The sequence below is a fragment of the Flavobacterium sp. 11 genome, assembly GCF_002754315.1.
In the GTDB taxonomy this organism is placed as follows: Bacteria; Bacteroidota; Bacteroidia; order Flavobacteriales; family Flavobacteriaceae; genus Flavobacterium; species Flavobacterium algoritolerans.
This window is the reverse complement of sequence record NZ_PEFE01000001.1, coordinates 2,056,295-2,079,788: the sequence shown is the minus strand read 5'-3', so window position 1 is coordinate 2,079,788 and position 23,494 is coordinate 2,056,295. Positions and strand designations below refer to the sequence as shown.

Genomic DNA, 23,494 nt, shown 5'->3' with positions numbered 1-23,494 from the left:
AAACATTGTTCAAAAACGAATACTAATTGTAATCAACTTAAAATCTGATTATTACAATTTAAGACATCAAACAGCATGAAATCACAAAAAATATTAGACCTTATTGGAAACACGCCTTTAGTAGAAACTACTAATTTGATAAAAAATAAAAATGTAAAACTTTTGCTAAAACTCGAAGGAGACAATCCCGGTGGCAGTGTAAAAGATCGGGCAGCCTACAACATGATAGCTTCTGCACTGGAAAGAGGAGAAATCAAAAAAGGAGACAAACTCATTGAAGCAACCAGCGGAAATACGGGAATTGCTTTGGCGATGATTGCCCAATTATTCAATATCGAAATCGAATTGGTGCTTCCAGAAGATTCCACCAAAGAACGCACCCAAACCATGCGTGCTTATGGCGCAACCGTAATTTTGACACCTGCAGATACCGGAATAATAGGCTCCAGAGATTATGCTGATAAAAAAGTAGCCGAAGGCGGTTACATCATGCTCAATCAGTTTGCAAATGACGACAACTGGAAAGCACATTATAAAACCACAGGCCCAGAAATATGGAATGATACAGAAGGAACCGTAACCCATTTTGTTTCTGCTATGGGAACAACAGGGACAATTATAGGTACTTCAACTTACTTAAAAGAAAAGAATCCTGCGATTCAAATTGTAGGTGCACAACCCAGCGATGGATCTCAAATTCCGGGAATCAGAAAATGGCCTGAAGAATATTTGCCTAAAATTTTTGACGCCAAGAAAGTAGACACAATCATTGAAGTCTCTGAAGACGAAGCACGAGCCATGACCAAACGTTTGGCGCTGGAAGAAGGCATTTTTGCAGGAATGAGCAGTGGCGGTTCAGTTGCAGCTGCAATAAAAATGGCTGAAGAATTAGAATCAGGAGTTATAGTAGCCATTATCTGTGACCGTGGCGATCGCTATTTATCTTCGGATTTGTTTGATTAAATTACTTTTACTTTATAAAAACAACCTTCCTTTTCTGTATCTTTCGGATATAAAAAGGAAGGTTGTTTCGATTTTAAGCAAGAACAATTTCTATTTTAATCAATACACTATTAACTGATTCAAACTTTATAATCTGGTTACAAATGAAAAACACACCATTAATTTACTGCATTCTATTTTTATCAATCATTATGGGAGGAAAAGTACAGGCTCAAGACTGGCCAAATTTAAATAAATACCAAAATGAAAATGCAAATCTGAAACCGGTAACGCCCGGACAAAAAAGAATTGTATTTATGGGAGATTCCATAACTGAATTTTGGAGTATAACCGACCCCGAATATTTTGCCGGAAAACCATACGTTAATCGCGGTATTAGCGGTCAAACTACGCCTCAGATGCTAATACGCTTCAGAGCTGATGTTATCGCTTTAAAACCCGCCGCTGTGCTTATTTTGGCTGGAATAAATGATATTGCCGGCAATACCGGTCCTGCAACATTGGATATGATTGCAAATAATATTTTTTCGATGTCCGAATTGGCAAAAGCAAACCAGATTAAAGTCATTCTTTGTTCTGTATTGCCCGCTTATGATTTCTCTTGGAAGCCCAATCAAAATCCTGCTGAAAAAGTAATGGCTCTCAATAAAATGATAAAAAATTACGCTGACGCCAATGGCATTCTATATCTTGATTACTTTTCGGCTATGGCAGATGAACGAAAAGGTTTGCCTGCTTCGTACTCTAATGATGAAGTACACCCCAATAAAACAGGATATCAAGTAATGGCACCACTTGCGGAAAAAGCAATTACCAAAGTCTTATCACAAAAATAAATTATTACTTTAAAAAGAAGCAAAAAATGAACTATCGCAGACTGGGTAAAACAGATTTTGAAATTTCAGAAATATCACTTGGCACATGGCAGGTAGGCGGAAAATGGGGTTCTGCTTTCAATGATAAAACCGCAGATGAATTAATCAATACTGCAATTGACAATGGCGTAAATTTTATTGACACTGCCGATGTTTATGAAAACGGATTGAGTGAAACTGCTGTAGGTCGAGTGGTTCGTTCCCGTTCTGAACGAATTTATGTGGCTACAAAATGCGGTCGTCACATTAATCCGCACGTAAATGAAGGTTATCAGCCCAAAGTGCTACAACAATTTGTGGAAGATAGTTTGAGAAGAACTGGTCTTGAAACACTGGATTTAATACAATTGCATTGTCCTCCGACTGAAGTATTTTATCGTCCGGAAATATTTGAAATGTTTGACCGTTTGAAAGAGCAAGGGAAAATTTTAAATCTTGGCGTTAGCGTCGAAAAAGTGGAAGAAGGACTAAAAGCGATTGAATTTCCAAATGTAACTTCGGTTCAGATTATTTTTAATCTTTTCCGTCAGCGTCCATCCGAACTGTTTTTCAAAGAAGCAACAAAACATGATGTTGGTATTATTGCTAGAGTTCCACTTGCGAGTGGGCTTCTGACAGGGAAATTCAATGCTAAAACTACTTTTGACACTCAAGATCATCGTAATTTTAATCGAAATGGCGAAGCTTTCGACAAAGGCGAAACATTCTCCGGCATTAATTACGAACTAGGCTTAAAAGCAGTAGAAGAATTGAAAGCATTATTCCCCGAAGCAACAAACTTGGCTCCTATTGCTTTACAATGGATTTTGGGCTTTGATGAAGTTAGCTGTATAATTCCTGGCGCTTCCAATGAAAGTCATGTGCTGTCTAATTTATCAGTTTATGATTTACCTAAATTGACTTATGAAAAAATTGCAGCAATGAATGAAATTTATGAGCGTTATATAAAACCCGAAGTGCACCAACTTTGGTAATCCATTTTATCACATAAAAAAAGGCTCGATTTAAATTAAATCGAGCCTTTTTTTTTATGTGAATCTTATTTTTATGCTAAAGTAGCCGTAGTAGAAATTGCAGCATTCAATAGTTTAGAAATAGGACAATTTTTCTCAGCCTTAGTAACTAACTGTTGAAAAACATCATCTGTTATAGCATTTACTTTTGCATTCACGGTTAAGTGTGACGTTATAATTGTTCCATCTACCAAGTCGATATCGCATTTGGTTTCGATACTTTCAATTTCAAAACCGGCTTCAGTGATGTAAGCCGAAAGTTGCATGGTAAAACAGCCTGAGTGCGCCGCTGCAACTAATTCTTCCGGATTAGTCCCTACTCCTTCTTCAAAACGAGATTTGAACGAATATTGTGTATCTTTTAATGTGGTACTTTGTGTGGTAAGTTTCCCGGCTCCTTCTTTAAGTGAACCATTCCAAACTGCGGTTGCATTTCTTTTCATAATTATAAATTTTTATGTTTTCTCAAATTTAGTTCATTTGTAAAAAAACGCTTTCGGAAATAGGATTTTTTAACGAAAATTTAAAGTTCGTGTATTTTCTATGATGCGCTAAAAAACAATAGAAAAAGTAGCTCCTTTATTAATTCCGTCGCTTTCTGCTAAAATTTGTCCGTCGTGTCTTTCTATTATTTTTTTACATAAATACAATCCAATTCCTGTTGAAGGCTCATTTGATGTTCCTAACTTACTCATTTTAGTAAATTTTTTGAACAGTTCGTGACTTTGCTTTTGATCAAAACCTATACCTTCATCTGTTATTGTAAAAAACAATTTACCGCCTTGCATATAAACACGAACTTTGATTTCACTATCCGGAAACGAGAATTTTATAGCATTATCTATTAAGTTCACTAAAACTCGTATCAGCAACACTTTATCAATTTTCAAAAGTGCTTCTTCGACTTCAATTGATAAATCCAGTTTAAGGTTTTTATTACTTAGCAGCTGATCCAATTGCTTAGATACAACAGAAAAAATAGAAGAAAACTGAACAATATCATTTTCGGATTTTTTTTCTATAACTTGATCTTGCTCTTTCAGCAGCTTGATAAAGTTTTCAATATAATTATACTGTTGTTCTGTCGATTGAAGTATTAATTGGGCTAATTCAGTTATAGATTCAGAAGGTTCTTCCTCTAAAATAAGCAACGCCACCGACTTAGAATTCCCGACAAAGTTTCTTAAATCATGGGAAAGCAAATACACTAAATCTTGTTTTTCAGTAATGAAATTTTCATTTTCAGCGATTGAATCCTGAATATTACTCATCAATAAACCTGCTTCATCAGAGAAATTAGTTGGTAATGAAGGAACAATTCTCTTGTTTCTATACACATGTAAGGCTTTAGAAGCTACTTCAATTGGCTTAATTAGCTGCTTTAAAAATAGCAAAGTTGTACCTGTAGCTACTAAGGTCATGATAAGTGCAAAAATTAAAATGGTATCTGCAGAAATGGTTTTACTGCCATAAAGCACAAAAAACAACAACCCAATCAACGGAATATGAATTCCTATAAATGCGACAAACAAAAATTTGAACGCATAACTCTTTTTAAGAAAACCTATGTTAGATAATTTTTTATATAACTGCATAGACAATTTATTTCGTTTTTTTAAACAACAGAAAATTACAAAGAACAAAATAAGTGATTAATTTCTTACTAATACTTAAGATATTCTAAATAAAATATTAAATTAAGTATTTTACTTCAACCAACATACGTTTAAAAAGAGTATTTGGTTCTTAAAGTTGATTATTTAATACTATTCTTATTTTTTTATAGAAATAAATCACAATTGCTTATCTGAAATCTTCGCTGAACAACAACACCCAATTCTAGACCACAATTCCCTGCCCCCGATTACAGCGAAAAACCCGCCGTTGCGAAAGCTTTGGAACACTTGCCGGTAAAGAGCGCCTCCCGAAACTTCGGGAGAAGCTCCTTTACGGGCGCAGTGTTGCTGCTTGCGAAAGAGCCCCGAAGCATCGGGGTTCTAGTGGAAAGCGGGAATGGCTCCAATAAAAAACACTTGAAATTAAAAATATTTCCTAATTTGAATTTATAAAACCATTCAAACGCTTATTTTTGCGCTATGGCAAAGAAAAATACAGACAAAGTTGTCTTTCATCAAATAAAAGTCCTTGATGCTGGTGCAAAAGGCGTATCGGTAGCAAAGGCTCCCGACGGAAAAGTAGTTTTTATCCCGAATGTGGTTCCGGGTGATGTGGTTGATGTGCAGACTTTCAAGAAGCGCAAGGCTTATTATGAAGGAAAAGCGGTTCATTTTCATGAATATTCAGAGCATCGTGTAGACCCAATTTGCGAGCATTTTGGTGTTTGTGGCGGTTGTAAATGGCAGAATATGAAATACAGCCAACAGTTGTATTACAAGCAAAATGAGGTAAAAAACCATTTGCAACGCATTGGAAAAATAGAACTTCCGGAATTTGAACCGATTCTTGGTTCCGAAAAACAGTTTTTTTACAGAAACAAAATGGAATTTTCGTTTTCGAACAGCCGTTGGTTAACTGAAAAAGAAATTGACAGCACCGAAGATTTAGGAAACAGAAACGCACTTGGTTTTCACATTCCGAAAATGTGGGACAAAATTCTGGACATTAATAAATGTCATTTACAGGAAGACCCATCGAATGCGATTAGAAACGAGGTTCGCGCTTTTGCTAACGAACATGGTTTGACTTTCTTTAATCCAAGAGCCCACGAAGGTTTATTGAGAACTTTGATGTTGCGTACTGCTTCGACTGGTGAAATCATGGTTTTGATTCAGTTTTTTGAAAACGACAAAGCCAACAGAGAATTACTTCTCGACCATCTTTACGAGAAATTCCCCCAAATTACTTCGCTGCAATATGTTATCAATAATAAAGCGAATGATACTTTATACGATACCGATATTAAATTATATAAAGGAAGAGATTATATTCTAGAAGAAATGGAAGGTTTGAAATTTAGCATTAATGCAAAATCTTTTTACCAAACCAATTCCGACCAAGCATACGAATTGTATAAAATAACGCGCGATTTTGCCGGTCTTACCGGAAATGAAATTGTGTATGATTTATATACTGGAACGGGAACTATTGCACAGTTTGTTTCGAAAAAAGCAAAAAAAGTAATTGGTGTTGAAAGTGTTCCTGAAGCTATTAAAGATGCCAAACTGAATGCTGAACGCAATGAAATTACCAATTGTGAGTTCTTTGTAGGGGATATGAAAGTTGTTTTCAACGATAGTTTCATCGCACAACACGGTCATCCTGATGTAATCATCACTGATCCACCAAGAGACGGAATGCACAAAGATGTAATTGAACAAATTATGAAAATTGCTCCTGAAAAAGTAGTTTATGTAAGTTGTAATTCGGCTACACAAGCGCGTGATTTAGCTTTAATGGACGAAAAATACAAAGTGACTCGAGTACGTCCTGTGGATATGTTTCCACAAACGCATCACGTGGAGAATGTTGTACTTTTGGAAAAAAGATAGCGATTTAGGTTGCCGGTTCTTGAATGTTGAATGTTGATTGTAGATTTTAAAAATTGATATTGTCATTGAAATTTTTCAATTCAGCAATCCTATTGCATACCGAATTACACAAAAACAAATTGTAAATGAAAAAAATAATTTTATTGGTATTTGCATTAGCACTTTCCTTCTCCAGTTGCGAGAAGGATGACATTTGCGATGCAAATACACCCACTACGCCTCGTTTGGTGATTAGCTTTTATGATTTCTTGAATCCTTCGGTTTTAAAAAATGTGACAAATCTAAAAGTAGTTGGCGAAGGAATGACTGAGGGAATTGTTTTTAATACTGCCACCGGAGATGCTAAATACCTTACGAATGGAAGCACGATTTCGATTCCGCTAAAAACAGTTGGAACCAGCACCAGTTATAGTTTTACTTTAAATTCTGGAAATACAAATCCAGCTTTGGTAAACGTAGACAATATAAAATTTGATTATACAACCCAAGAATTATTTGTGTCGAGAGCTTGTGGCTACAAAACTATCTTTACATTAGACCCAATAAATCCATACACACATACCGATGCTGCAGTTGCAGATGAAAAATGGATAGAATACATCTCGGTTGAAAAAAGTAACTTAGAAAACGAAAATGAAACACACATTAAGATCTTTTTTTAGTTTTTGTCTCCTATTATCGTTGACTTTGGTACAAGCTCAGGAAACTACTCCTGTCAAAAGTGACCCCAAAAACACCAAAACGGACCAGATTATTCCTGAAGCGCCATTACCATTGGTCGAAATTAGTCCTGAAATCATAAAGAACGATTCGATTCCTGTAAAAACAGACCGATATGGGATTCGTGTTGGACTGGATTTATTCAAATTGACACGCGCTTTATACGACGAAGATTATAAAGGAATTGAGTTTGTGGGAGATTATCGATTGACAAAAAAATATTTTTTGGCTGCCGAAATTGGAAACGAAAACAAAACCACTGATGATGACCGCCTTAATTTCACTACCAAAGGTTCGTATCTAAAAGCAGGTTTTGATTATAATGTTTATGAAAACTGGCTGGATATGGAAAATATTATTTCCGTAGGCATACGCTATGGTTTCAGTACTTTTAATCAGCAATTAAACAGTTATAGAATTTACAATGCGAATCCTTATTTTGGCGAAGTTCCTGTAATTCCTTCCGGTGAAAAATTTGATGGTTTAACTGCCAGTTGGATTGAAGTGGTGGCCGCAGTGAAAGCAAAAGTATTCAATAATGTTTTTGTGGGTTTCAGTCTTCGATTGAACCGATTAGTAACCAACAAAGAACCGGAGAATTTCTCCAACTTATATATTCCTGGATTTAACAGAACTTACGATGGTGATTTTGGAGTAGGATTTAACTATACCGTTACATATTTTGTCCCTATTTATAAGAAAAAAGTAAAACCTGTTGCAGTTCCTAAAAAAGAGGAGAAAAAGTAATTACGAATTAGGAATAAAAAAATATCGCAAAGAAAACAACAGTTCTCTTTGCGATATTTTTTTTAATTCGTAATTTATAAGCTACCCTATTTCCTTAATTCCTTTCATAAAAATCCATTTCATGAATAATTTCTCTCCGTCTTTAGTTTTTACGGATTGAAATTTTGGTGCTAAAAGAGTTCCTATAACAAATGCCGTTAATGGAATCCAGAAAGAAGTTAAATTAGTATAATGTGCCACTACATATCGAGCGGAAATAAATAATATTGCAAAACATCCCAGTTGGTATAGAAATGCTCGTATTTGTAATTTGGTCATTTTTTTAAGTCTTAAAGTTTTAAAGTCAAAGGTCGAAAAGTAAAAAATTGAATATTGCTTATTCAGCACTATCAGTTGTTACCTGAAACTTTGTTCTCTTACTTCCTTCGTACATTTCGTATTTTACCAAACGTGCTTCTAAACCGGCGTTAAAAAGTTTGATTTTTCTCGAAGGTTTAAGTCCAACATATTTTAAAGCTTCCAGATTTGCTGTAATCATCCAAGCATTCGTTCCTGGGTAATTTTTCTTTAAGGTATCACCAATGTTTTTATAGAATTCTTCCATGTGAATATCCAAACGCTCATCATACGGCGGGTTGAAAACTATGTGCAATTTCCCTTCTGAAGTTTTCTCGGTATCAAAAAAGTTCTGTTCTTCAATCGAAATATATTCGTCCAGATTGGCATTTTTGATATTGTCTTTGGCTTTTTGAACCGCACTTGGTGCTTTATCATAGCCTTTTATCGTGTAATGAAACTCTCTAATACGTTTCAATAAACTGTCTGAAATAGCATCAAACAAATCATTGTCCCAATCGTTCCATTTTTCGAAAGCAAATTCTTTACGGTTGATGTTTGCCGGAATATTACAAGCAATCATTGCTGCTTCGGCTAAGAATGTTCCCGAACCACACATTGGATCCAAGAAATCCGTTTGACCGTCCCAACCGGAAAGCAATAGAATTCCTGCTGCCAAAACTTCGTTTATAGGAGCAATATTAGTAGCAGTTCTGTACCCACGTTGATTCAATGCATTTCCTGAAGTATCAAGCGCTACTGAAACCTGGTCTTTATCGATATGGATGTTGATTCTTAAATCAGGATGTACTTTATCAATACTTGGTCTTTGTCCAGTTCTTTCTCTGAACTGATCGACAATCGCATCTTTACATTTTTGAGAAACAAATTCCGAGTGATTAAAATATTCCGAATGCACCGTTGTATCAATCACAAAAGTCTGATTCGCATTCAGTAATTTAGACCAATTCACTCCCGAAATGCCTTTGTATAAAGCCTGCTCATTATTTGCCTTGAAAAAATAAATAGGTTTCAGGATTTTCAAAGCCGTACGCAAAGACAAATTTGCTTTGTACATAAACCCTTTATCTCCTTTAAAACTAACCATTCTTACCCCTTGCTCCACGTTTTGTGCGCCAAGGTTTTGTAATTCTTTCGCTAATATTTCTTCAAAACCAAAAAAGGTTTTGGCAACCATTTTATAATTATTTTCCATTGTAAAATCAAGTATTCGTTGCAAAAATACACTAAATTTGCATCAATCGAATTAATTGAAAAAGAATAAATGTCTGCAGCACAAAATCCACCAACTGAAAATCATCTGAAATCATCTGAAAACTGGTATACCTCTTGGTTTGACACTCCGTATTATCACATCCTTTACAAAGACAGAAATTATAGAGAAGCACAGGTTTTTATGGATAATCTTACCCATTATCTTAATCTTCCAGAAAAGGCAAAAGTATTGGATTTAGCATGTGGCAAAGGCCGTCATTCTATTTATTTGAACCAATTAGGATTTAATGTTCTTGGAGCTGATTTATCTGAAAACAGTATTGCCGAAGCCACTAAAAACACGAATGAAACCCTTCATTTCAAAGTACACGATATGCGTGAACCTTTTGAAGAAAAATTCGATGCTATTTTCAATTTATTTACCAGCTTTGGTTATTTCGAAAATGACGAAGACAATCTAACCACGTTAAAAGCCATCAAAGAAAGCCTTTCGGAATATGGTTTTGCCGTGATTGACTTCATGAATGTTGCTCAAGTACTCGAAACACTGGTTCCTGAAGAAACAAAAACGGTCGAAGGCATCGAGTTTCATATCAAACGCTATTTGAAAGACGGTCATATTTACAAAGAAATTGACTTTGAAGATAAAGGTCAAAAATTTCATTTTACCGAAAAAGTAAAAGCCCTTACCCTAAAAGATTTTGAGGAATTAATGGAAGAAGCCGGAATTTATTTATTGGATATTTTTGGTGATTACAAATTAAAAAAATTCCATAAAACAGATAGTGAACGCCTAATCATGATTTTTAAATAATGAATTACCTTTTACCTTTACTTTCCGTAATCATAGGATATATCGTCGCATTGATTATACGTCCAAAGAACAAAACCAACCTAAAATTGCTATTGGCTTTCAGTGGTTCTTTTTTACTTTCATTAACGGTAATGCATTTATTGCCTGAAATTTATGAAAGTGCAAATCCAAACATTGGACTCTTTATCATGCTGGGAATCTTGTTCCAGATTATATTGGAATTTTTCTCAAAAGGAGCTGAACACGGTCACGTTCACGGACATGAAATAATGACACAAATCCCGTGGTTATTATTCATCAGCCTTTGTATACATGCATTTTTAGAAGGGTTTCCAGTAAGCCATCATCATGATTTAGCTATAGGAATTGCCATCCATCATCTGCCTATTGCTATTATTCTGACTACCTTTTTCATCAATGCAAGTCTAAATAAAAAAGCCATTTTTTTCTTCATGGTCACCTTTGCAATCATGACGCCGCTAGGAACTATTTTATCTGATTATTTGCCAATATTAAACGTGTATTATACTGAAATTACAGCCATTGTAATAGGAATATTATTTCATATTTCGTCTACCATTATTTTCGAAAGCAGCGAAGGACACAAGTTCAATATCGCCAAAGTTTCTATGATTGTGATAGGAATTGCGTTGGCATATTTTATATAAATTTATAAAGCTAAGAAACAGATTTCTGTTTCTTAGCTTTTAATTTTCTAATTACCTCCAGTTCTTTTATTCTCCTCCTTATTCCCAAAATCACGCTGTTGTACATTGATCTTTTTGTTTCCAAAATTATAAACCACAGATAAACGTACAAATCGATTACTTTCTTTCTGCTCATATACCTGTTTTACACCGTTTATAACTGAAGTAAAGTCTTTTAAATAAGAGGTATTAAAAATATCATTTGCCAAAAATGCAATCTGCATGGTTTTATTAAACAAATCCTGTTTGAAACTAATATCAAAACTCGAGGCATATCCTACTTCATATAAACCGGATTTAAAAGGCGTTGTATACGTAAAATCGATTTGCAATTTTGTCGTTTTACTTAATAAAAAAGTATTATTTGTAGAAAAATCAATTTGTAAACTGTTTGATGGTGTAGCATTGATATCTTTAATAAATTCTGTTTTTGCTCCCAAAAGGTACAATGAATTTTCACTAGACCACCAATCTGTAAAACTTGCCGAGTAACTTTCCCCTATTCCATAATTTAAGTTTTTAAAATAATTCTCACGGGTTACAATCTGCGTATTGGTTTCCGGGTTTGAGGTAAACAAAACTCCATAACCGTTTGTAATTGCATTTACAAAAACACTCGTTCTAAAAATCTCTTTATAAGAATGCACCAACTCAAAATTATCACTAAATGAAGGTCTTAAAAACGGATTCCCTTCGGAATAACTATTGCTGCTGATGTAAATTCTGAACGGATTCAATAAGTCAAAACGTGGTCTGTTGATTCTTTTTCCATAATTCAAACTAAAAGTATTGTTTTCGTTTTTCTTGTAAGAAGCATAAAACGTTGGGAACAATTTCAAATAATTATTTTCTGTTTCCTGATTCATTGTTTCAGAAAATCCATTTGTTTGAGTGTTCTCCAATCTTAATCCCATTTGGAAATTCCATTTTTCATTGAGTTTTTTATCCGCATTTACATAAACTGCCTGATTATTTTCAGTGTATTTAAATCGGTTGGACTGGTTCGAATCTAATTCCGGAGTTCCTGTAATTGTATTGAAATAAAGTACATCACTTACGCTATTTGTAAAACTCATTTTTGCACCATAAGACAAATTCAACGCTTGAAGCGGATGTTCCATATCTGCCTTAAAACTCCAATTGTCAATATCCTGATTCGAAATGTTTCTTCCCGACTGATTTATATCAATAAATGTCATATCTGGCGTGAAATTATTAGCTACAAAGTTTCTATCGAATTTTGAACTGTAATTAAAATAATCTACATCAAAAGATAACTTCCTTTTTAAGGAATCTAGTTTGGTAATCAAATGTGCATTATACGTTTGATTTCTTGATCCTTTATCAGTGAAGCTATTGTTCAGTGTAACATTATCCAATTCGTTTTGAATATTGTAATTCTCAATTCTAATATCCGATTTAAAATCAGGGTTATTTCTATCGTTTAAATATTGAAATCCAATAGTAGTGCGTTCTGAAAGATCATAATCTAAAGCCAATTTACCCGAAAGATTTTCAGTCTTTACCTTTGTTGCACTTTTCATATGGGAAAGTCCATCAGGAAAATACATTTTTAAATCATCTGTAGCATTCAAATAACCTGTTTTTGCATTAATGCTGGCAGAAAATCTAAACTTGTTTTTATTGTAAAAAAAGTTATCTCTTAAAGTATAAATACTATATTTATTTTGATCATAAGAAACTGTAGTCGTGTTTTTCCAGGAATCACGAACTCCTTTTTTCATAATAATATTAATCAATCCACCAGTTCCTTCGGCATCATATTTTGCCGGCGGATTACTGATAACTTCAATATTTTTAATATCACTAGCCGAAATTGATTTCAAAAAATTATTCAGTTCCTCACCTACTAATTCAATCATTCGTCCATCTATCATAACACGGGAAGTTCCTTTTCCTAAAATATTAATTGTATTATTCTGAACGACAACTCCGGGAGCCGTATTAATGGCACTTAAAGCGTCTCCGCCAACTGTTGTAACATTGTTTTCAAGATTATAAACCAAACGATCCGTTTTCTGTTCGATTGTTTTCTTTTTATATTGAATGATAACCTCTTTTAAATTGGTTGCGCTTTCTTTTAAAATGATTGTTCCTAAATCCATATCATTTTCTATTGTAAACTCTTTTTCATAATCTTTAAATTGTAAAAGGGTGATCCCAATTTTATAAGATCCTTTTTTAAGATTGATTTCAAAACTACCGTCTTGTTTGGAGGTTGAACCGTCTATAATTTTTCCTTCTGAATTCGATATGGAAATATCTGCCCATTCTAATGGAATTGTTTCGCTTGCTATTTTTCCTTTTAATTTAAATGATGCCTGTGCTAAACAAAATAAAGGCAATAATAAAAAGACAAGGAGATTTACTTTTTTCATGATTTCTAATTTTAAAACTTGTTTCGATTAATTTGAAGCAAAGTTGCCTTAGAAATTTTCAAAATTCGACCGACAAAAAAAAGTCGAACCAATTTCTATTCAGAAAATCAGTTCGACTTTATCAGGTATGAAGTACGACTTTTTACAAACCACTTATTATAAGGCGTTTCTATAAGCGGTAGGCGTCAAATTGGTGTGTTTTTTAAAAGAGGTATTAAAAGAAGATTTGGAGTTAAAACCAACCTCGTATAAAATTTCCAAAACGGTAAGCTGACTTCTAGACTGATCTTTTAAAATACCCATCGCTTTTTGAATACGATATTCATTGACAAAATCAAAAAAGTGTTGATCCATATGATGATTAATCAAAACCGATAAATCCCGAACCGGAATATCAATTTGATTGGCAAGCTCCTGAATGGTAAGCGATGGATCAAGAAAAGGCTCTTTCTGAGCCATATATTGTTTTAATATCGAAATTTGACTGGAAATCGCATCGTCTTGAACATTTTTAGATGCTGTCTTTTCTTCGACTTCAGGCAGAATATCTTTTGTCAATTGTAATTTAGAATTAATTCCCCTAAAAAGCTCCGGATGATTCAATGCTTTCATCACTAACCAACAGGTAATAAATAAAGCTACACTTCCTACAACTACATTTAACCAAAGAAACATTTGTCTGTAATCGCTATACCGTAAGAGGTTTTTTAATGCAACCAAACCGTGCGCGATTAAGAAAACAGTAGTCATCTGAAAAAGATACTTGTATGTTGAAGTACTAGGATTGGTATAGTTTTCCAGATAAATTTCTCTGTATTTCTTCAAAATTAAAAATGCGCTAACAATATAAAACACATATTGAAATTCAATTAAAATCTGGATTAAGTATATTTCAGGCATATGCTCAAGATCTCCGGATAAGAGTTTCATATCTGAATTACTGGCTAAATAAAGTCTTGGAATAAAAACTAAATTAACTAGTAAAATAGGAAGTAAATGCACTAAATGTTTCCATTTCAATCTAAAATCAGAATAACAAACTGACAATACATAAAGATAAAATAAGGGCATTGCCAACAAACAGATTGTCCATCTAAAAATCATCAAATCAAGATAATCCTGAATATAATTAGTAACAAAAAAACCACTAAGATCAATAGCCGAAATAATAAAAAACCAGGCAAATAAACGGTTAGCCAATTTATTTTCAGTTTTAACAGTCAGTAAAAAAAATGCCATCAATAAAGACACAAAAACTGAAATCCGTGCAATCCCTTGCAATAAGATTATTCTATCCATTTATTTTTTAATATTTAACAAATATAATATTTTAGTTCATCTAACAAAGATTCAATAACCTTTCTCCATATGAGAAATTAAAAACTAAAAAAAGTAAATCAATTTATATCAAATTTAAAGAAACTTGACACTAAAAAACCTGAAACTAAAAATAGAAAATTTCGAGATTGTGATAAAAAAGGTTAATTTTGGAGTTGTCCAATTATACGAAAAATGACCTTCACAAAAACCACCGAACAATCTTCAAAATACGAACATTTAGAAAAAATGTCAGTTCAAGAATTGTTATCTAATATCAATCAGGAAGACAAAACTGTTCCACTTGCCGTAGAAAAAGCGTTGCCCCAAATAGAAAATTTAGTCACTGAAATCGTTGCCAAAATGAAACTCGGCGGGAGATTATTCTATATTGGCGCAGGAACTTCTGGACGTTTGGGAATTCTTGATGCTTCGGAATGTCCACCAACATTTGGCGTTCCTTTCGATTTGGTAATTGGGATAATTGCCGGAGGCGACACCGCAATCCGCAGAGCCGTAGAAAATGCCGAAGACAACGCAACACAAGCCTGGATTGACTTGAAAGCTTTTGATGTAAATGAAAATGATGTCGTGGTAGGAATAGCTGCTTCGGGAACAACACCTTATGTTATTGGAGGATTACAAACGTGCAACGAGAACAATATAACCACAGGAAGTATTTCTTGTAATGCAGGAAGTCCGCTTTCGCAAACAGCAAAATTCCCTATTGATGTAGTTGTAGGTCCAGAATTTGTAACCGGAAGCTCTAGAATGAAAGCTGGAACAGCCCAGAAACTGGTACTAAATATGATTACTACCGCAACTATGATTCAACTGGGTAAAGTGAAAGGCAACAAAATGGTTGATATGCAATTGAGCAACAGCAAACTGGTCGATCGCGGTGTGAAAATGATTATGGGAGAAATTCCCGTTTCCTATGAAGAAGGTGCCGAATTATTGAAAAAACACGGCAGTGTAAGGAAAGCCGTTGATAATTTTAAAAAATAAACAACGATGATTCACCATATAGTAATGTGGAAATTAAAAGATTTTGCAGAAGGCAAAAGCAAAGCCGAAAATGCAATTATTCTAAAAGAGAGACTTGAAGATTTAAAAAAGGATATTCCTGAAATAGTTGAAATACGAGTAGGAATTAATATTGAAAGTGAATATTCAAACTTTGATGCCGTACTGCACTCCTATTTTAATTCGTTTGAAACATTAGAGAAATACCAAAATCATCCAACACATAATATTGTTGCTGAATGGATAGGTAAAATTAGAGATTTGAGATATTGTGTGGATTATGAATTTTAATTATTAAATTATGGCAACCAACAAGGAACTACTATCTAAAGGAATTAAATATTTAGCGGGAGCTTTACCATTATTATTCTTGGGACCGGCAGTGATTTATAATGCTTTTATGAATCAACAGAATGTGTGGCATTATTTAGTTTTAGCAATAGGAATAATTGCTTGTTTAGCAGCTATGCTTTTGATGTATTTGGGATTAAAAATAATTATGAAAAGCTTATTTAACGACTAATGGAAAACCTAATTCACGTTCAAAAAACATTTGAAAAAATCGTCTATGTCGATAAAAAAGTAAACAACCGAGAATTTGAAGATTGCGTTTTTAAAAACTGTGATTTATCGAACAGTGATTTCTCCTATAGCACTTTTATGGATTGCGAGTTCATTGATTGTAATCTTGCTATGACCAAATTATTAGGAACAAGTATGAAAGGCGTACAATTCAAAAACTGTAAATTATTGGGTATCCAATTTGAGGAATGCGATGATTTCTTGTTTAACGTCAATTTTCAAGAATGTGTTTTGGATTATTCTTCTTTTGCCAATAAAAAAATGCCAAAGACAAAATTTAATTCTTGCTCGTTAAGAGAAGTAAGTTTTGTTGGCACCAATCTCACGAGTTCTGTTTTTGATAACAGTAATTTGGATGGTGCTATTTTTAACAATACACAATTAGCCGCAGCCGATTTTTCAAAAGCATCTAATTTTAAAATTGATCCCGAATTCAATCCTATGAGAAAAGCCAAGTTTTCTACACAAGGAATCATTGGACTTCTGGACAAATACGATATCAAAATACAATAGTTAAAAAGTAAACATACTAAGAAATGAAAAAAATACTATTCCTCCTCCCACTACTATTACTAATGTCATGCTATGATGCGGAGCGCAATTGCAAGGATTTTAAAACTGGAAAATTCAAGTTTGAATATGAAGTTGACGGTGTAAAAAAAATTGCCCTTTTTGAACGTAATGACAGTATTGAAATAGAAACTTTTGAAGGAAAGACTGATACTGCTTCGATACGATGGGTAAATGATTGTGAATATGTTTTACTGAAATTGCATCCAAAAAATATGGCTGAGGAAAAGGCCATTGGTATGAAAATTTTGACAACCACAAAAAATTCCTATACCTTTGAATTTGGAATGGTTGGTGTTGATGAAAAACAAAGAGGAACCGTTACTAAGATTTCCGATTAAGCTTACAAACTCAAATTAATAAATAATAACGAACTAAACATGGAAGTATTTTTAAATCCGGATGCTTGGATTGCCCTTTTAACATTGACCTTTTTGGAAATTGTATTAGGAATCGACAACATTATTTTCATATCAATTGCTACAGGAAAATTACCTCCTGAACAACGTAAGAGAGCGACAAAAATAGGAATGTTCCTTGCCATGTTCATGAGAATTGCGCTTTTGTTTGGTATCAATTTATTGATTCAAATGAAAGAACCTTGGTTTCATATTGATTTTAGTTGGTTTTCAGCGGGAATTACTGGCCAAAGTCTTATTTTACTGGGCGGAGGATTATTCTTGATTTATAAGAGTACCAATGAAATTCGTGAAAAAGTAGACGAGAAAGGTCATGAAGAAAAAGAAATAGGAAAAGCTGCCACAAAATCATTCCAGAACGTACTGTTACAAATTATCATGATTGATTTAGTTTTCTCTTTTGACAGTATTCTTACCGCGGTAGGTATGACAAACGGAGTTGAAGGTGCTTTATATATTATGATTACTGCTGTGGTTATTTCTGTATTAATTATGATGCAATTTGCTGTTCCTGTTGGGAATTTTGTCAACAAACATCCTTCTATTCAAATACTTGGATTATCCTTTTTGATTCTAATTGGAATGATGCTACTTACAGAAAGTGCTCATTTATCGAATGCTTTAATCTTTGGAAATCATGTTACTCCAGTACCAAAAGGGTACTTATATTTTGCCATATCTTTCTCATTATTAGTCGAAGTACTGAATATGAAAATGAAGAAAAATAAATAATCAAACTATTTTTTGATAAAGAAGCTCCTTTTCGGGAGCTTTTTTTTTATTCTGAAAATATATTCCTCCTTAAATGGGGAAACACTAAAAAGACCCAAATTTGGTCTTTTTTCTTTTTATTTTATTTTTTATAAATTACCTTAGACACAAATAAGCACCATGAAAAATACAATCTCCCATAGAGTTGCTGACTTTTTAAAAAACTTCCCTCCTTTTTCCTTTTTACATCAAAAAGACATCGAAGTTATCTCTGAACAAATCTCCATTATTTATAAAGAAAAGGACAGCGTCATCTTTGCCGAAAACGAAGAAACCCATTCCTCTTTTTATGTTGTACACAAAGGAGCAGTCGCACTTAGAACTAGCCTGGAAAATGATATCCTGGATATGTGTGATGAAGGGGATATTTTTGGGCTGAGACCACTTATAGCCAATGAAAACTATAAAATGGAAGCCAGAACTCATGAAGAAAGCATTCTTTATGCCATTCCAATAGCTATTTTCAAACCTTATGCGTTAGAAAACAGAGCTGTGGGAAATTTTTTAATCGAAAGTTTTGCTTCTAATACACACAATCCTTATTCCAAAAGCCACAGCGGAAAACTATATGGAGAAACAATAGATCTGGAAGGTCTGGACACGGGTAGAAAACTATTAGACTTACAGCCTGTAAAATATTCTAAAAAACTAATCACCTGTTATTCAAACACTATTGCAAAAGATATTGCGGAGACCATGACCAAAAAAAATGTGGGGGCCATTCTTGTAATCGAAGATTCGCTCCCCATTGGTATCATTACAGATAAAGATTTAAGGAACAAAATTGTGACTGGAGAATTTCCCATCACAACAACTGCGGCCTCAATAATGACAACTCCTGTTATTACTTATCCTAAGAAAATGACCGTTACGCAAGCTCAAATGGCCATGATGAAAAGCAATATCAGCCATTTATGCCTTACGAAAGATGGCACGCCAAATTCCAAAGCTGTTGGAATCCTATCCAAACATGATGTTATGGTAGAACTTGGCAATAATCCAGCAGTATTGATTAAAGCGGTAAAAAGAGCTAAAAAAGCAAAACAGATAAAACCAATACGCGCCAATATAATGCAATTGTTACAAGGATATTTAGACCAAAATATTCCGATGACACTCACTTCTAAAATAATTACAGAATTAAATGATGCCTGTATCAAGCAAGTCATTGAAATATCCTTGAAAAAAATGAAAACACCTCCTCCAGTAAAATTTGGATGGTTGGCGTTGGGAAGTCAAGGAAGAAGTGAACAGTTACTGCATACTGACCAAGACAATGCTTTAGTCTATGAGGATGTACCTGAAGATTTAAAAGAAAAGACCAAGAACTATTTTTTAGAATTTGCCAAACATGTCAACAAAGGACTTTTTGAAATTGGCTATGATTACTGTCCGGCAGAAATGATGGCTTCTAACCCAAAGTGGTGCTTAAGTCTTGGCGAATGGGAAAGTCAGGTTCATCATTGGATTACCAATCCAGGGAAAAATGAAGTCTTATTGTCCTTTATATTTTTTGATTACAGTCTGTCATATGGAGACAGCGAACTGGTAAACAAGCTTTCAGAATTTATTTTTGAAAACATAAAAGCAAATCCTGTTTTTTATATTCACTTGGTAAGTGGCGCGCTACAAAGTCCTTCTCCAACAGGGTTCTTTAGACAATTTTTAGTAGAGCAAGATGGCGCCCATAAAGATTTTTTCGATATAAAAAGACGCGCTTTAATGCCACTAACAGATGCTGCAAGGGTTTTAATTCTATCTCATTCCGTAAAATCAATCAGCAATACTCCCGAACGTTTTGAAAAATTGGCAGAATTAGAACCCAACAATAAAGAATTGTATTTAGCTTGTTCGTATTCCTATAAAGCATTATTAAAATTCAGAACAAAACAAGGGCTTTTGCATAATGATTCCGGGCAGTTTATTGCTCTCGAAGCGTTATCTAAATTAGAAAAGATTAAGCTAAAGCGAACGTTCAAAACCATTAAGGAACTCCAAGAAGTCATTACCATCCGATTTAATCCTTCAAATATATTATGATGATAAATTTTATAGAAAAAAGTAAAACTATTTTATTTGATTTATTGGGGAAATCCGAAAAATCATCTGATGAGGAACTATTAAACGATATTGATGCGGTACGTTTTGTTGTATTGGACACAGAAACCACCGGATTTGATTATACAACTGACAGGATACTTTGCATTGGCGCTATTGTTCTTCAAAACAATACGATTCCTATCAATGGAAGTTTTGAAGTTTACATTCAACAAGAACATTACGATCAGGCAACTGCAAAAATTCATGGAATTCTGAAAGAATTTGTCATAGACCGCCCTACAGAATTAGAAGCCTTACAACAGTTTTTAGATTTTTTAGGAGATTCTATTATCATTGCACATCATACCATATTTGACATTACTATGATTAATAAGGCACTCGAAAGAAACGGATTGCCAGAATTAAAAAACAAGACTTTAGACACGGCTGTTTTGTATAAAAAAACGTTATTGGTATCTAATTTATTGGAACGTAAAGAAAATTATAGTTTAGACGAGCTTGCCGATAAATTTGATATTTCAAAAAAAGACAGGCATACCGCAATGGGAGATGCTTATATTACTGCAATTGCCTTTTTGAAAATTCTAAATAAATTGAGAGAGAGAAAAGAAATTACCTTAAGACAATTGTTTAAATAAGCGCATAAAAATTGGCAAAAACGCATAAAAAAAGCCCCTTTTCAGGAGCTTTTTATTTATTCTAAAGACAAAGTAATCTGTCCGTCATCTTCCAATTGAATATCAGAATCATCAGCATCTGTTTCTCCTTTTACTTCTAAATCCTCAGGAATAACCTCGACAGGAATTTCATACGGTAAAGGTTCCAGCAAGTTTACTTGTTTCAACTTATCGGTTGTCAATTGATTCCCCAAAGCCTTAAATCCTTTTACCGAAATAAATGATTCTATGTCTACCGTCATTGCCTCTTTTTGAACTCCTTTTACTTTTGTAAAAATTAATTCAGCCACAGGGCGATAATCCGTTGATACAATCTCTAATTGTGAATTAGGATGTTCCGTGATAAAACTTTCTTCTTTATTCTCTGTTTCCACTAAGAAACGTTTGATGTAATAACGTTCTTTTTCTCCATCATAATAAATCGCCGAAATTGGTTTCTTTGGAATCCATTTCTCCAAAACCACCATATCTTCATCAAAATGAGTCGATAATTCTGGTGTAATTACTTTTATTTTTCCAGATTGTGATATGACCAAAATTTTATCATTAGGTCTGAACTCCCCTAACAACTCCCCTCTTGCATCTACGTTTAATCGTTGAACGGTATCATCAAACCAAACTTTTCTTGGCAATAAAGTAGAGATACCTTTTTCCTTCAGTTCTATTTTTTTGATTGGATATTTGGTCACCAAATTCCCTTTGGAAGCACGACCTTTTATCGCTAAACTGGCAAAATCAATATCGAATTTCAGTTTTTTGACACTTCCTACCTGACGCAATAATATCGTAATTACTTCAGCTTCTCCATTTGGATTACAAGAAAAATACAACACTTGGGAACCAGCAGTTTCATTGGTCAAATCGTATGCTTTGTCTCGGGTAACTCCTGAAACATTGAATCGTTTGATATAAGAAGGCCCAGATTTTCCATCGCGGTAAATCATATTATAAATGGTACGCTTATCACTTTTGTCAAAAATAGCAATGTGAATAATATCTTTACCCACGAAGGTTTTCGCATCTACTTTGGTAATCATCATTTTTCCATCACGCAGAAAAACAATTACGTCATCAATATCAGAACAATCCGTAACGTACTCGTCTTTTTTCAGGCTCGTACCTACAAATCCTTCCTCTTTATTGACGTATAATTTAGTGTTTCTTAAAACTACTTTGGTCGCTTCAATATCATCAAAAATACGAAGTTCGGTTTGTCGTTCCCGCCCTTTTCCATACTTCTCTTTTAATTTGGTAAAATAGGCAATAGCAAAATCAATCAGATGTTCTAAATTGTGTTTTACTTGTTCGATATCGCCTTCCAATGCTTCGATTTTGTCTTGCGCTTTATTGCTGTCAAATTTTGAAATACGCATGATTCGAATATCCAATAAACGCAGAATATCGTCTTCGGTAACAGCGCGTTTTAAGTGTTTTGTGTGAGGTTTCAAACCATCATCAACGGCCTTAATTACCGTTTCTCTGGTCGTCATTTCTTCAATGTCACGATAGATTTTATTTTCGATAAAAATACGTTCCAAAGAAAGAAAATGCCATTGTTCTTCCAGTTCACTCAATTGAATTTCCAATTCACTTTTCAGTAATTGTACCGTTCTATTGGTTGAAATTTTCAACATATCCGAAACCCCGATAAACAACGGTTTGTTATCTTCAATCACACAGCCCAATGGCGCCACCGAAGTTTCACAAGCCGTGAAAGCAAACAACGCATCAATGGTTTTATCTGGAGAAACACCTGGAAAAAGATGAATTAATATTTCGACATCAGCAGCGGTATTATCCTCAATTTTCTTGATTTTGATTTTCCCTTTATCATTTGCTTTCAAAATACTGTCAATCAAAGTCGTTGTATTTGTAGAAAACGGAATTTGGGTAATCACCAAAGTATTTTTGTCCAGTTGACCAATTTTGGCACGAACACGAATACGTCCGCCACGCAATCCATCATTATAATTAGACACATCAGCAATACCTTGCGTCATAAAATCTGGATACAGTGTAAAAGGTTTCCCTTTTAATATTTTTATCGAAGAATCGATTAATTCATTGAAATTATGAGGCAACACTTTCGTCGAAAGACCAACAGCAATACCTTCGGCTCCTTGTGCCAAAAGCAATGGAAACTTCACCGGAAGATTGTTCGGTTCGGCTCTACGTCCATCGTAAGAAACACCCCAATCGGTAATTTTTGGACTGTAAATAACCTCCAAAGCAAATTTAGACAAACGCGCTTCGATGTAACGAGAAGCTGCAGCGCCATCACCCGTTAGGATATTCCCCCAGTTTCCCTGACAGTCAATCAATAATTCTTTTTGTCCAATTTGCACCATCGCATCACCAATACTCTGATCTCCGTGTGGATGATACTGCATGGTGTGTCCTACAACATTGGCAACTTTATTATAACGACCGTCATCTAATTCTTTTAGAGAGTGCATGATACGACGTTGCACCGGTTTAAAACCATCTTCAATCGCTGGAACGGCACGTTCCAGAATCACATACGAAGCATAATCCAGAAACCAGTCCTTATACATCCCCGTAACTTTGGTAATGGTATCGTTTCCGTCTTCTTGATTATCGTAAAAATGCTGGCCTTCAAAAGATTTATCTTCAGATTGATTTTCATCAATCGAATTATCTTCTTCCTGACCTTCCGGAATTGTATTTTCGTCTTCTTCGTCTTTCATTAAATATATTCTATTGAATAGTAATCAATTCTAATTTTGTTCTA

The 23,494-nt window shown here is 34.1% G+C and carries 23 protein-coding genes; 16 read left to right on the top strand and 7 right to left on the bottom strand.

From position 1 onward, the window contains the following. The first annotated feature begins 75 nt into the window (after positions 1–75). The 3 genes from cysM to CLV00_RS09035 all read left to right on the top strand — a co-directional run bounded on the left by cysM (position 76) and on the right by CLV00_RS09035 (position 2,812). Positions 76–963, top strand: coding sequence for a cysteine synthase CysM (cysM, locus tag CLV00_RS09045; protein ID WP_099714808.1), 888 nt, complete (start codon positions 76–78; stop codon positions 961–963). Positions 964–1,106: 143 nt separating this feature from the next. Continuing rightward, positions 1,107–1,799 (top strand): SGNH/GDSL hydrolase family protein, encoded by a 693-nt coding sequence (locus CLV00_RS09040; protein ID WP_233206874.1) that lies wholly within the window; start codon positions 1,107–1,109, stop codon positions 1,797–1,799. A 26-nt stretch (positions 1,800–1,825) separates the two neighbouring features. Beyond that, positions 1,826–2,812 (top strand): aldo/keto reductase, encoded by a 987-nt coding sequence (locus CLV00_RS09035; RefSeq protein ID WP_099714806.1) that lies wholly within the window; start codon positions 1,826–1,828, stop codon positions 2,810–2,812. A 71-nt stretch (positions 2,813–2,883) separates the two neighbouring features. Here the strand turns inward: CLV00_RS09035 and CLV00_RS09030 are convergent, their stop codons facing one another. Next, a complete protein-coding gene (locus CLV00_RS09030) occupies positions 2,884–3,294 on the bottom strand; it encodes an OsmC family peroxiredoxin (protein WP_099714805.1) in 411 nt (136 codons plus the stop codon). A 108-nt stretch (positions 3,295–3,402) separates the two neighbouring features. Continuing rightward, a complete protein-coding gene (locus CLV00_RS09025; protein WP_099714804.1) occupies positions 3,403–4,446 on the bottom strand; it encodes a sensor histidine kinase KdpD in 1,044 nt (347 codons plus the stop codon). Between the two features lie 501 nt (positions 4,447–4,947). Here CLV00_RS09025 and rlmD point away from each other — a divergent pair. The 3 genes from rlmD (at position 4,948) to CLV00_RS09010 (ending at position 7,827) form a co-directional block, all read left to right on the top strand. Beyond that, complete coding sequence (gene rlmD / locus CLV00_RS09020; RefSeq protein ID WP_099714803.1) at positions 4,948–6,360, top strand: 23S rRNA (uracil(1939)-C(5))-methyltransferase RlmD; 1,413 nt, start codon at positions 4,948–4,950, stop codon at positions 6,358–6,360. A gap of 125 nt (positions 6,361–6,485) precedes the next feature. Further along, positions 6,486–7,022 carry a DUF6452 family protein gene (locus CLV00_RS09015; protein WP_099714802.1) on the top strand — a complete coding sequence of 179 codons (537 nt, stop codon included), beginning with the start codon at positions 6,486–6,488 and terminating at the stop codon, positions 7,020–7,022. Continuing rightward, on the top strand, positions 6,994–7,827 hold the full coding sequence (locus CLV00_RS09010; RefSeq protein ID WP_099714801.1) for a DUF6048 family protein: 834 nt from the start codon (positions 6,994–6,996) through the stop codon (positions 7,825–7,827). Before CLV00_RS09015 ends, CLV00_RS09010 begins: the two co-directional genes overlap by 29 nt. Before the next feature lie 81 nt (positions 7,828–7,908). On the opposite strand, the gene CLV00_RS09005 is transcribed toward CLV00_RS09010, so the two are convergent. Then, positions 7,909–8,145, bottom strand: a complete 237-nt coding sequence (locus tag CLV00_RS09005) for a hypothetical protein (RefSeq protein ID WP_099714800.1) — start codon at positions 8,143–8,145, stop codon at positions 7,909–7,911. A gap of 58 nt (positions 8,146–8,203) precedes the next feature. Continuing rightward, positions 8,204–9,379, bottom strand: coding sequence for a class I SAM-dependent RNA methyltransferase (locus CLV00_RS09000; protein ID WP_099714799.1), 1,176 nt, complete (start codon positions 9,377–9,379; stop codon positions 8,204–8,206). Positions 9,380–9,448: 69 nt separating this feature from the next. On the opposite strand from CLV00_RS09000, the gene CLV00_RS08995 reads away from it, so the two are divergent. Together CLV00_RS08995 and CLV00_RS08990 are read left to right on the top strand one after the other, a co-directional pair. Further along, on the top strand, positions 9,449–10,213 hold the full coding sequence (locus CLV00_RS08995) for a bifunctional 2-polyprenyl-6-hydroxyphenol methylase/3-demethylubiquinol 3-O-methyltransferase UbiG (protein WP_099714798.1): 765 nt from the start codon (positions 9,449–9,451) through the stop codon (positions 10,211–10,213). Further along, positions 10,213–10,881 (top strand): ZIP family metal transporter, encoded by a 669-nt coding sequence (locus CLV00_RS08990; protein WP_099714797.1) that lies wholly within the window; start codon positions 10,213–10,215, stop codon positions 10,879–10,881. Before CLV00_RS08995 ends, CLV00_RS08990 begins: the two co-directional genes overlap by 1 nt. A 47-nt stretch (positions 10,882–10,928) precedes the next feature. On the opposite strand, the gene CLV00_RS08985 is transcribed toward CLV00_RS08990, so the two are convergent. Beyond that, positions 10,929–13,319 carry an outer membrane beta-barrel family protein gene (locus tag CLV00_RS08985; RefSeq protein ID WP_099714796.1) on the bottom strand — a complete coding sequence of 797 codons (2,391 nt, stop codon included), beginning with the start codon at positions 13,317–13,319 and terminating at the stop codon, positions 10,929–10,931. A 156-nt stretch (positions 13,320–13,475) separates the two neighbouring features. Beyond that, complete coding sequence (locus CLV00_RS08980) at positions 13,476–14,618, bottom strand: AraC family transcriptional regulator (protein ID WP_099714795.1); 1,143 nt, start codon at positions 14,616–14,618, stop codon at positions 13,476–13,478. A gap of 213 nt (positions 14,619–14,831) precedes the next feature. Here CLV00_RS08980 and murQ point away from each other — a divergent pair, with 213 nt between their 5' ends. From murQ to CLV00_RS08940, 8 genes are all read left to right on the top strand, one after another. Further along, a complete protein-coding gene (murQ, locus tag CLV00_RS08975; RefSeq protein ID WP_099714794.1) occupies positions 14,832–15,644 on the top strand; it encodes an N-acetylmuramic acid 6-phosphate etherase in 813 nt (270 codons plus the stop codon). 6 nt (positions 15,645–15,650) lie between these two features. Beyond that, on the top strand, positions 15,651–15,953 hold the full coding sequence (locus CLV00_RS08970; protein WP_099714793.1) for a Dabb family protein: 303 nt from the start codon (positions 15,651–15,653) through the stop codon (positions 15,951–15,953). A gap of 10 nt (positions 15,954–15,963) precedes the next feature. Next, positions 15,964–16,185 (top strand): DUF6095 family protein, encoded by a 222-nt coding sequence (locus CLV00_RS08965; protein ID WP_099714792.1) that lies wholly within the window; start codon positions 15,964–15,966, stop codon positions 16,183–16,185. After that, complete coding sequence (locus CLV00_RS08960; RefSeq protein WP_099714791.1) at positions 16,185–16,757, top strand: pentapeptide repeat-containing protein; 573 nt, start codon at positions 16,185–16,187, stop codon at positions 16,755–16,757. Before CLV00_RS08965 ends, CLV00_RS08960 begins: the two co-directional genes overlap by 1 nt. Before the next feature lie 23 nt (positions 16,758–16,780). After that, the gene (locus CLV00_RS08955) at positions 16,781–17,155 is read left to right on the top strand and encodes a DNA topoisomerase IV (protein ID WP_099714790.1); all 375 of its coding nucleotides are present in this window, start codon (positions 16,781–16,783) and stop codon (positions 17,153–17,155) included. 39 nt (positions 17,156–17,194) lie between these two features. Further along, positions 17,195–17,965 carry a TerC family protein gene (locus tag CLV00_RS08950; RefSeq protein WP_099714789.1) on the top strand — a complete coding sequence of 257 codons (771 nt, stop codon included), beginning with the start codon at positions 17,195–17,197 and terminating at the stop codon, positions 17,963–17,965. Positions 17,966–18,124: 159 nt separating this feature from the next. Next, positions 18,125–20,044: a DUF294 nucleotidyltransferase-like domain-containing protein gene (locus CLV00_RS08945; protein ID WP_099714788.1), complete on the top strand. Its 1,920-nt coding sequence runs from the start codon at positions 18,125–18,127 to the stop codon at positions 20,042–20,044. After that, entirely contained in the window at positions 20,044–20,703 is a 660-nt protein-coding gene (locus CLV00_RS08940) for a PolC-type DNA polymerase III (protein ID WP_099714787.1), read from the top strand. Before CLV00_RS08945 ends, CLV00_RS08940 begins: the two co-directional genes overlap by 1 nt. Before the next feature lie 56 nt (positions 20,704–20,759). Here the strand turns inward: CLV00_RS08940 and CLV00_RS08935 are convergent, their stop codons facing one another. Next, a complete protein-coding gene (locus tag CLV00_RS08935; RefSeq protein WP_099714786.1) occupies positions 20,760–23,450 on the bottom strand; it encodes a DNA gyrase/topoisomerase IV subunit A in 2,691 nt (896 codons plus the stop codon). Positions 23,451–23,494: the final 44 nt, after the last annotated feature.

Coding starts and splice junctions, on each gene's coding strand:
- cysM (WP_099714808.1), top strand. CDS start 76: ATGAAATCACAAAAAATATTAGACCTTATTGGAAACACGCCTTTAGTA.
- CLV00_RS09040 (WP_233206874.1), top strand. CDS start 1,107: ATGAAAAACACACCATTAATTTACTGCATTCTATTTTTATCAATCATT.
- CLV00_RS09035 (WP_099714806.1), top strand. CDS start 1,826: ATGAACTATCGCAGACTGGGTAAAACAGATTTTGAAATTTCAGAAATA.
- CLV00_RS09030 (WP_099714805.1), bottom strand. CDS start 3,294: ATGAAAAGAAATGCAACCGCAGTTTGGAATGGTTCACTTAAAGAAGGA.
- CLV00_RS09025 (WP_099714804.1), bottom strand. CDS start 4,446: ATGCAGTTATATAAAAAATTATCTAACATAGGTTTTCTTAAAAAGAGT.
- rlmD (WP_099714803.1), top strand. CDS start 4,948: ATGGCAAAGAAAAATACAGACAAAGTTGTCTTTCATCAAATAAAAGTC.
- CLV00_RS09015 (WP_099714802.1), top strand. CDS start 6,486: ATGAAAAAAATAATTTTATTGGTATTTGCATTAGCACTTTCCTTCTCC.
- CLV00_RS09010 (WP_099714801.1), top strand. CDS start 6,994: ATGAAACACACATTAAGATCTTTTTTTAGTTTTTGTCTCCTATTATCG.
- CLV00_RS09005 (WP_099714800.1), bottom strand. CDS start 8,145: ATGACCAAATTACAAATACGAGCATTTCTATACCAACTGGGATGTTTT.
- CLV00_RS09000 (WP_099714799.1), bottom strand. CDS start 9,379: ATGGAAAATAATTATAAAATGGTTGCCAAAACCTTTTTTGGTTTTGAA.
- CLV00_RS08995 (WP_099714798.1), top strand. CDS start 9,449: ATGTCTGCAGCACAAAATCCACCAACTGAAAATCATCTGAAATCATCT.
- CLV00_RS08990 (WP_099714797.1), top strand. CDS start 10,213: ATGAATTACCTTTTACCTTTACTTTCCGTAATCATAGGATATATCGTC.
- CLV00_RS08985 (WP_099714796.1), bottom strand. CDS start 13,319: ATGAAAAAAGTAAATCTCCTTGTCTTTTTATTATTGCCTTTATTTTGT.
- CLV00_RS08980 (WP_099714795.1), bottom strand. CDS start 14,618: ATGGATAGAATAATCTTATTGCAAGGGATTGCACGGATTTCAGTTTTT.
- murQ (WP_099714794.1), top strand. CDS start 14,832: ATGACCTTCACAAAAACCACCGAACAATCTTCAAAATACGAACATTTA.
- CLV00_RS08970 (WP_099714793.1), top strand. CDS start 15,651: ATGATTCACCATATAGTAATGTGGAAATTAAAAGATTTTGCAGAAGGC.
- CLV00_RS08965 (WP_099714792.1), top strand. CDS start 15,964: ATGGCAACCAACAAGGAACTACTATCTAAAGGAATTAAATATTTAGCG.
- CLV00_RS08960 (WP_099714791.1), top strand. CDS start 16,185: ATGGAAAACCTAATTCACGTTCAAAAAACATTTGAAAAAATCGTCTAT.
- CLV00_RS08955 (WP_099714790.1), top strand. CDS start 16,781: ATGAAAAAAATACTATTCCTCCTCCCACTACTATTACTAATGTCATGC.
- CLV00_RS08950 (WP_099714789.1), top strand. CDS start 17,195: ATGGAAGTATTTTTAAATCCGGATGCTTGGATTGCCCTTTTAACATTG.
- CLV00_RS08945 (WP_099714788.1), top strand. CDS start 18,125: ATGAAAAATACAATCTCCCATAGAGTTGCTGACTTTTTAAAAAACTTC.
- CLV00_RS08940 (WP_099714787.1), top strand. CDS start 20,044: ATGATAAATTTTATAGAAAAAAGTAAAACTATTTTATTTGATTTATTG.
- CLV00_RS08935 (WP_099714786.1), bottom strand. CDS start 23,450: ATGAAAGACGAAGAAGACGAAAATACAATTCCGGAAGGTCAGGAAGAA.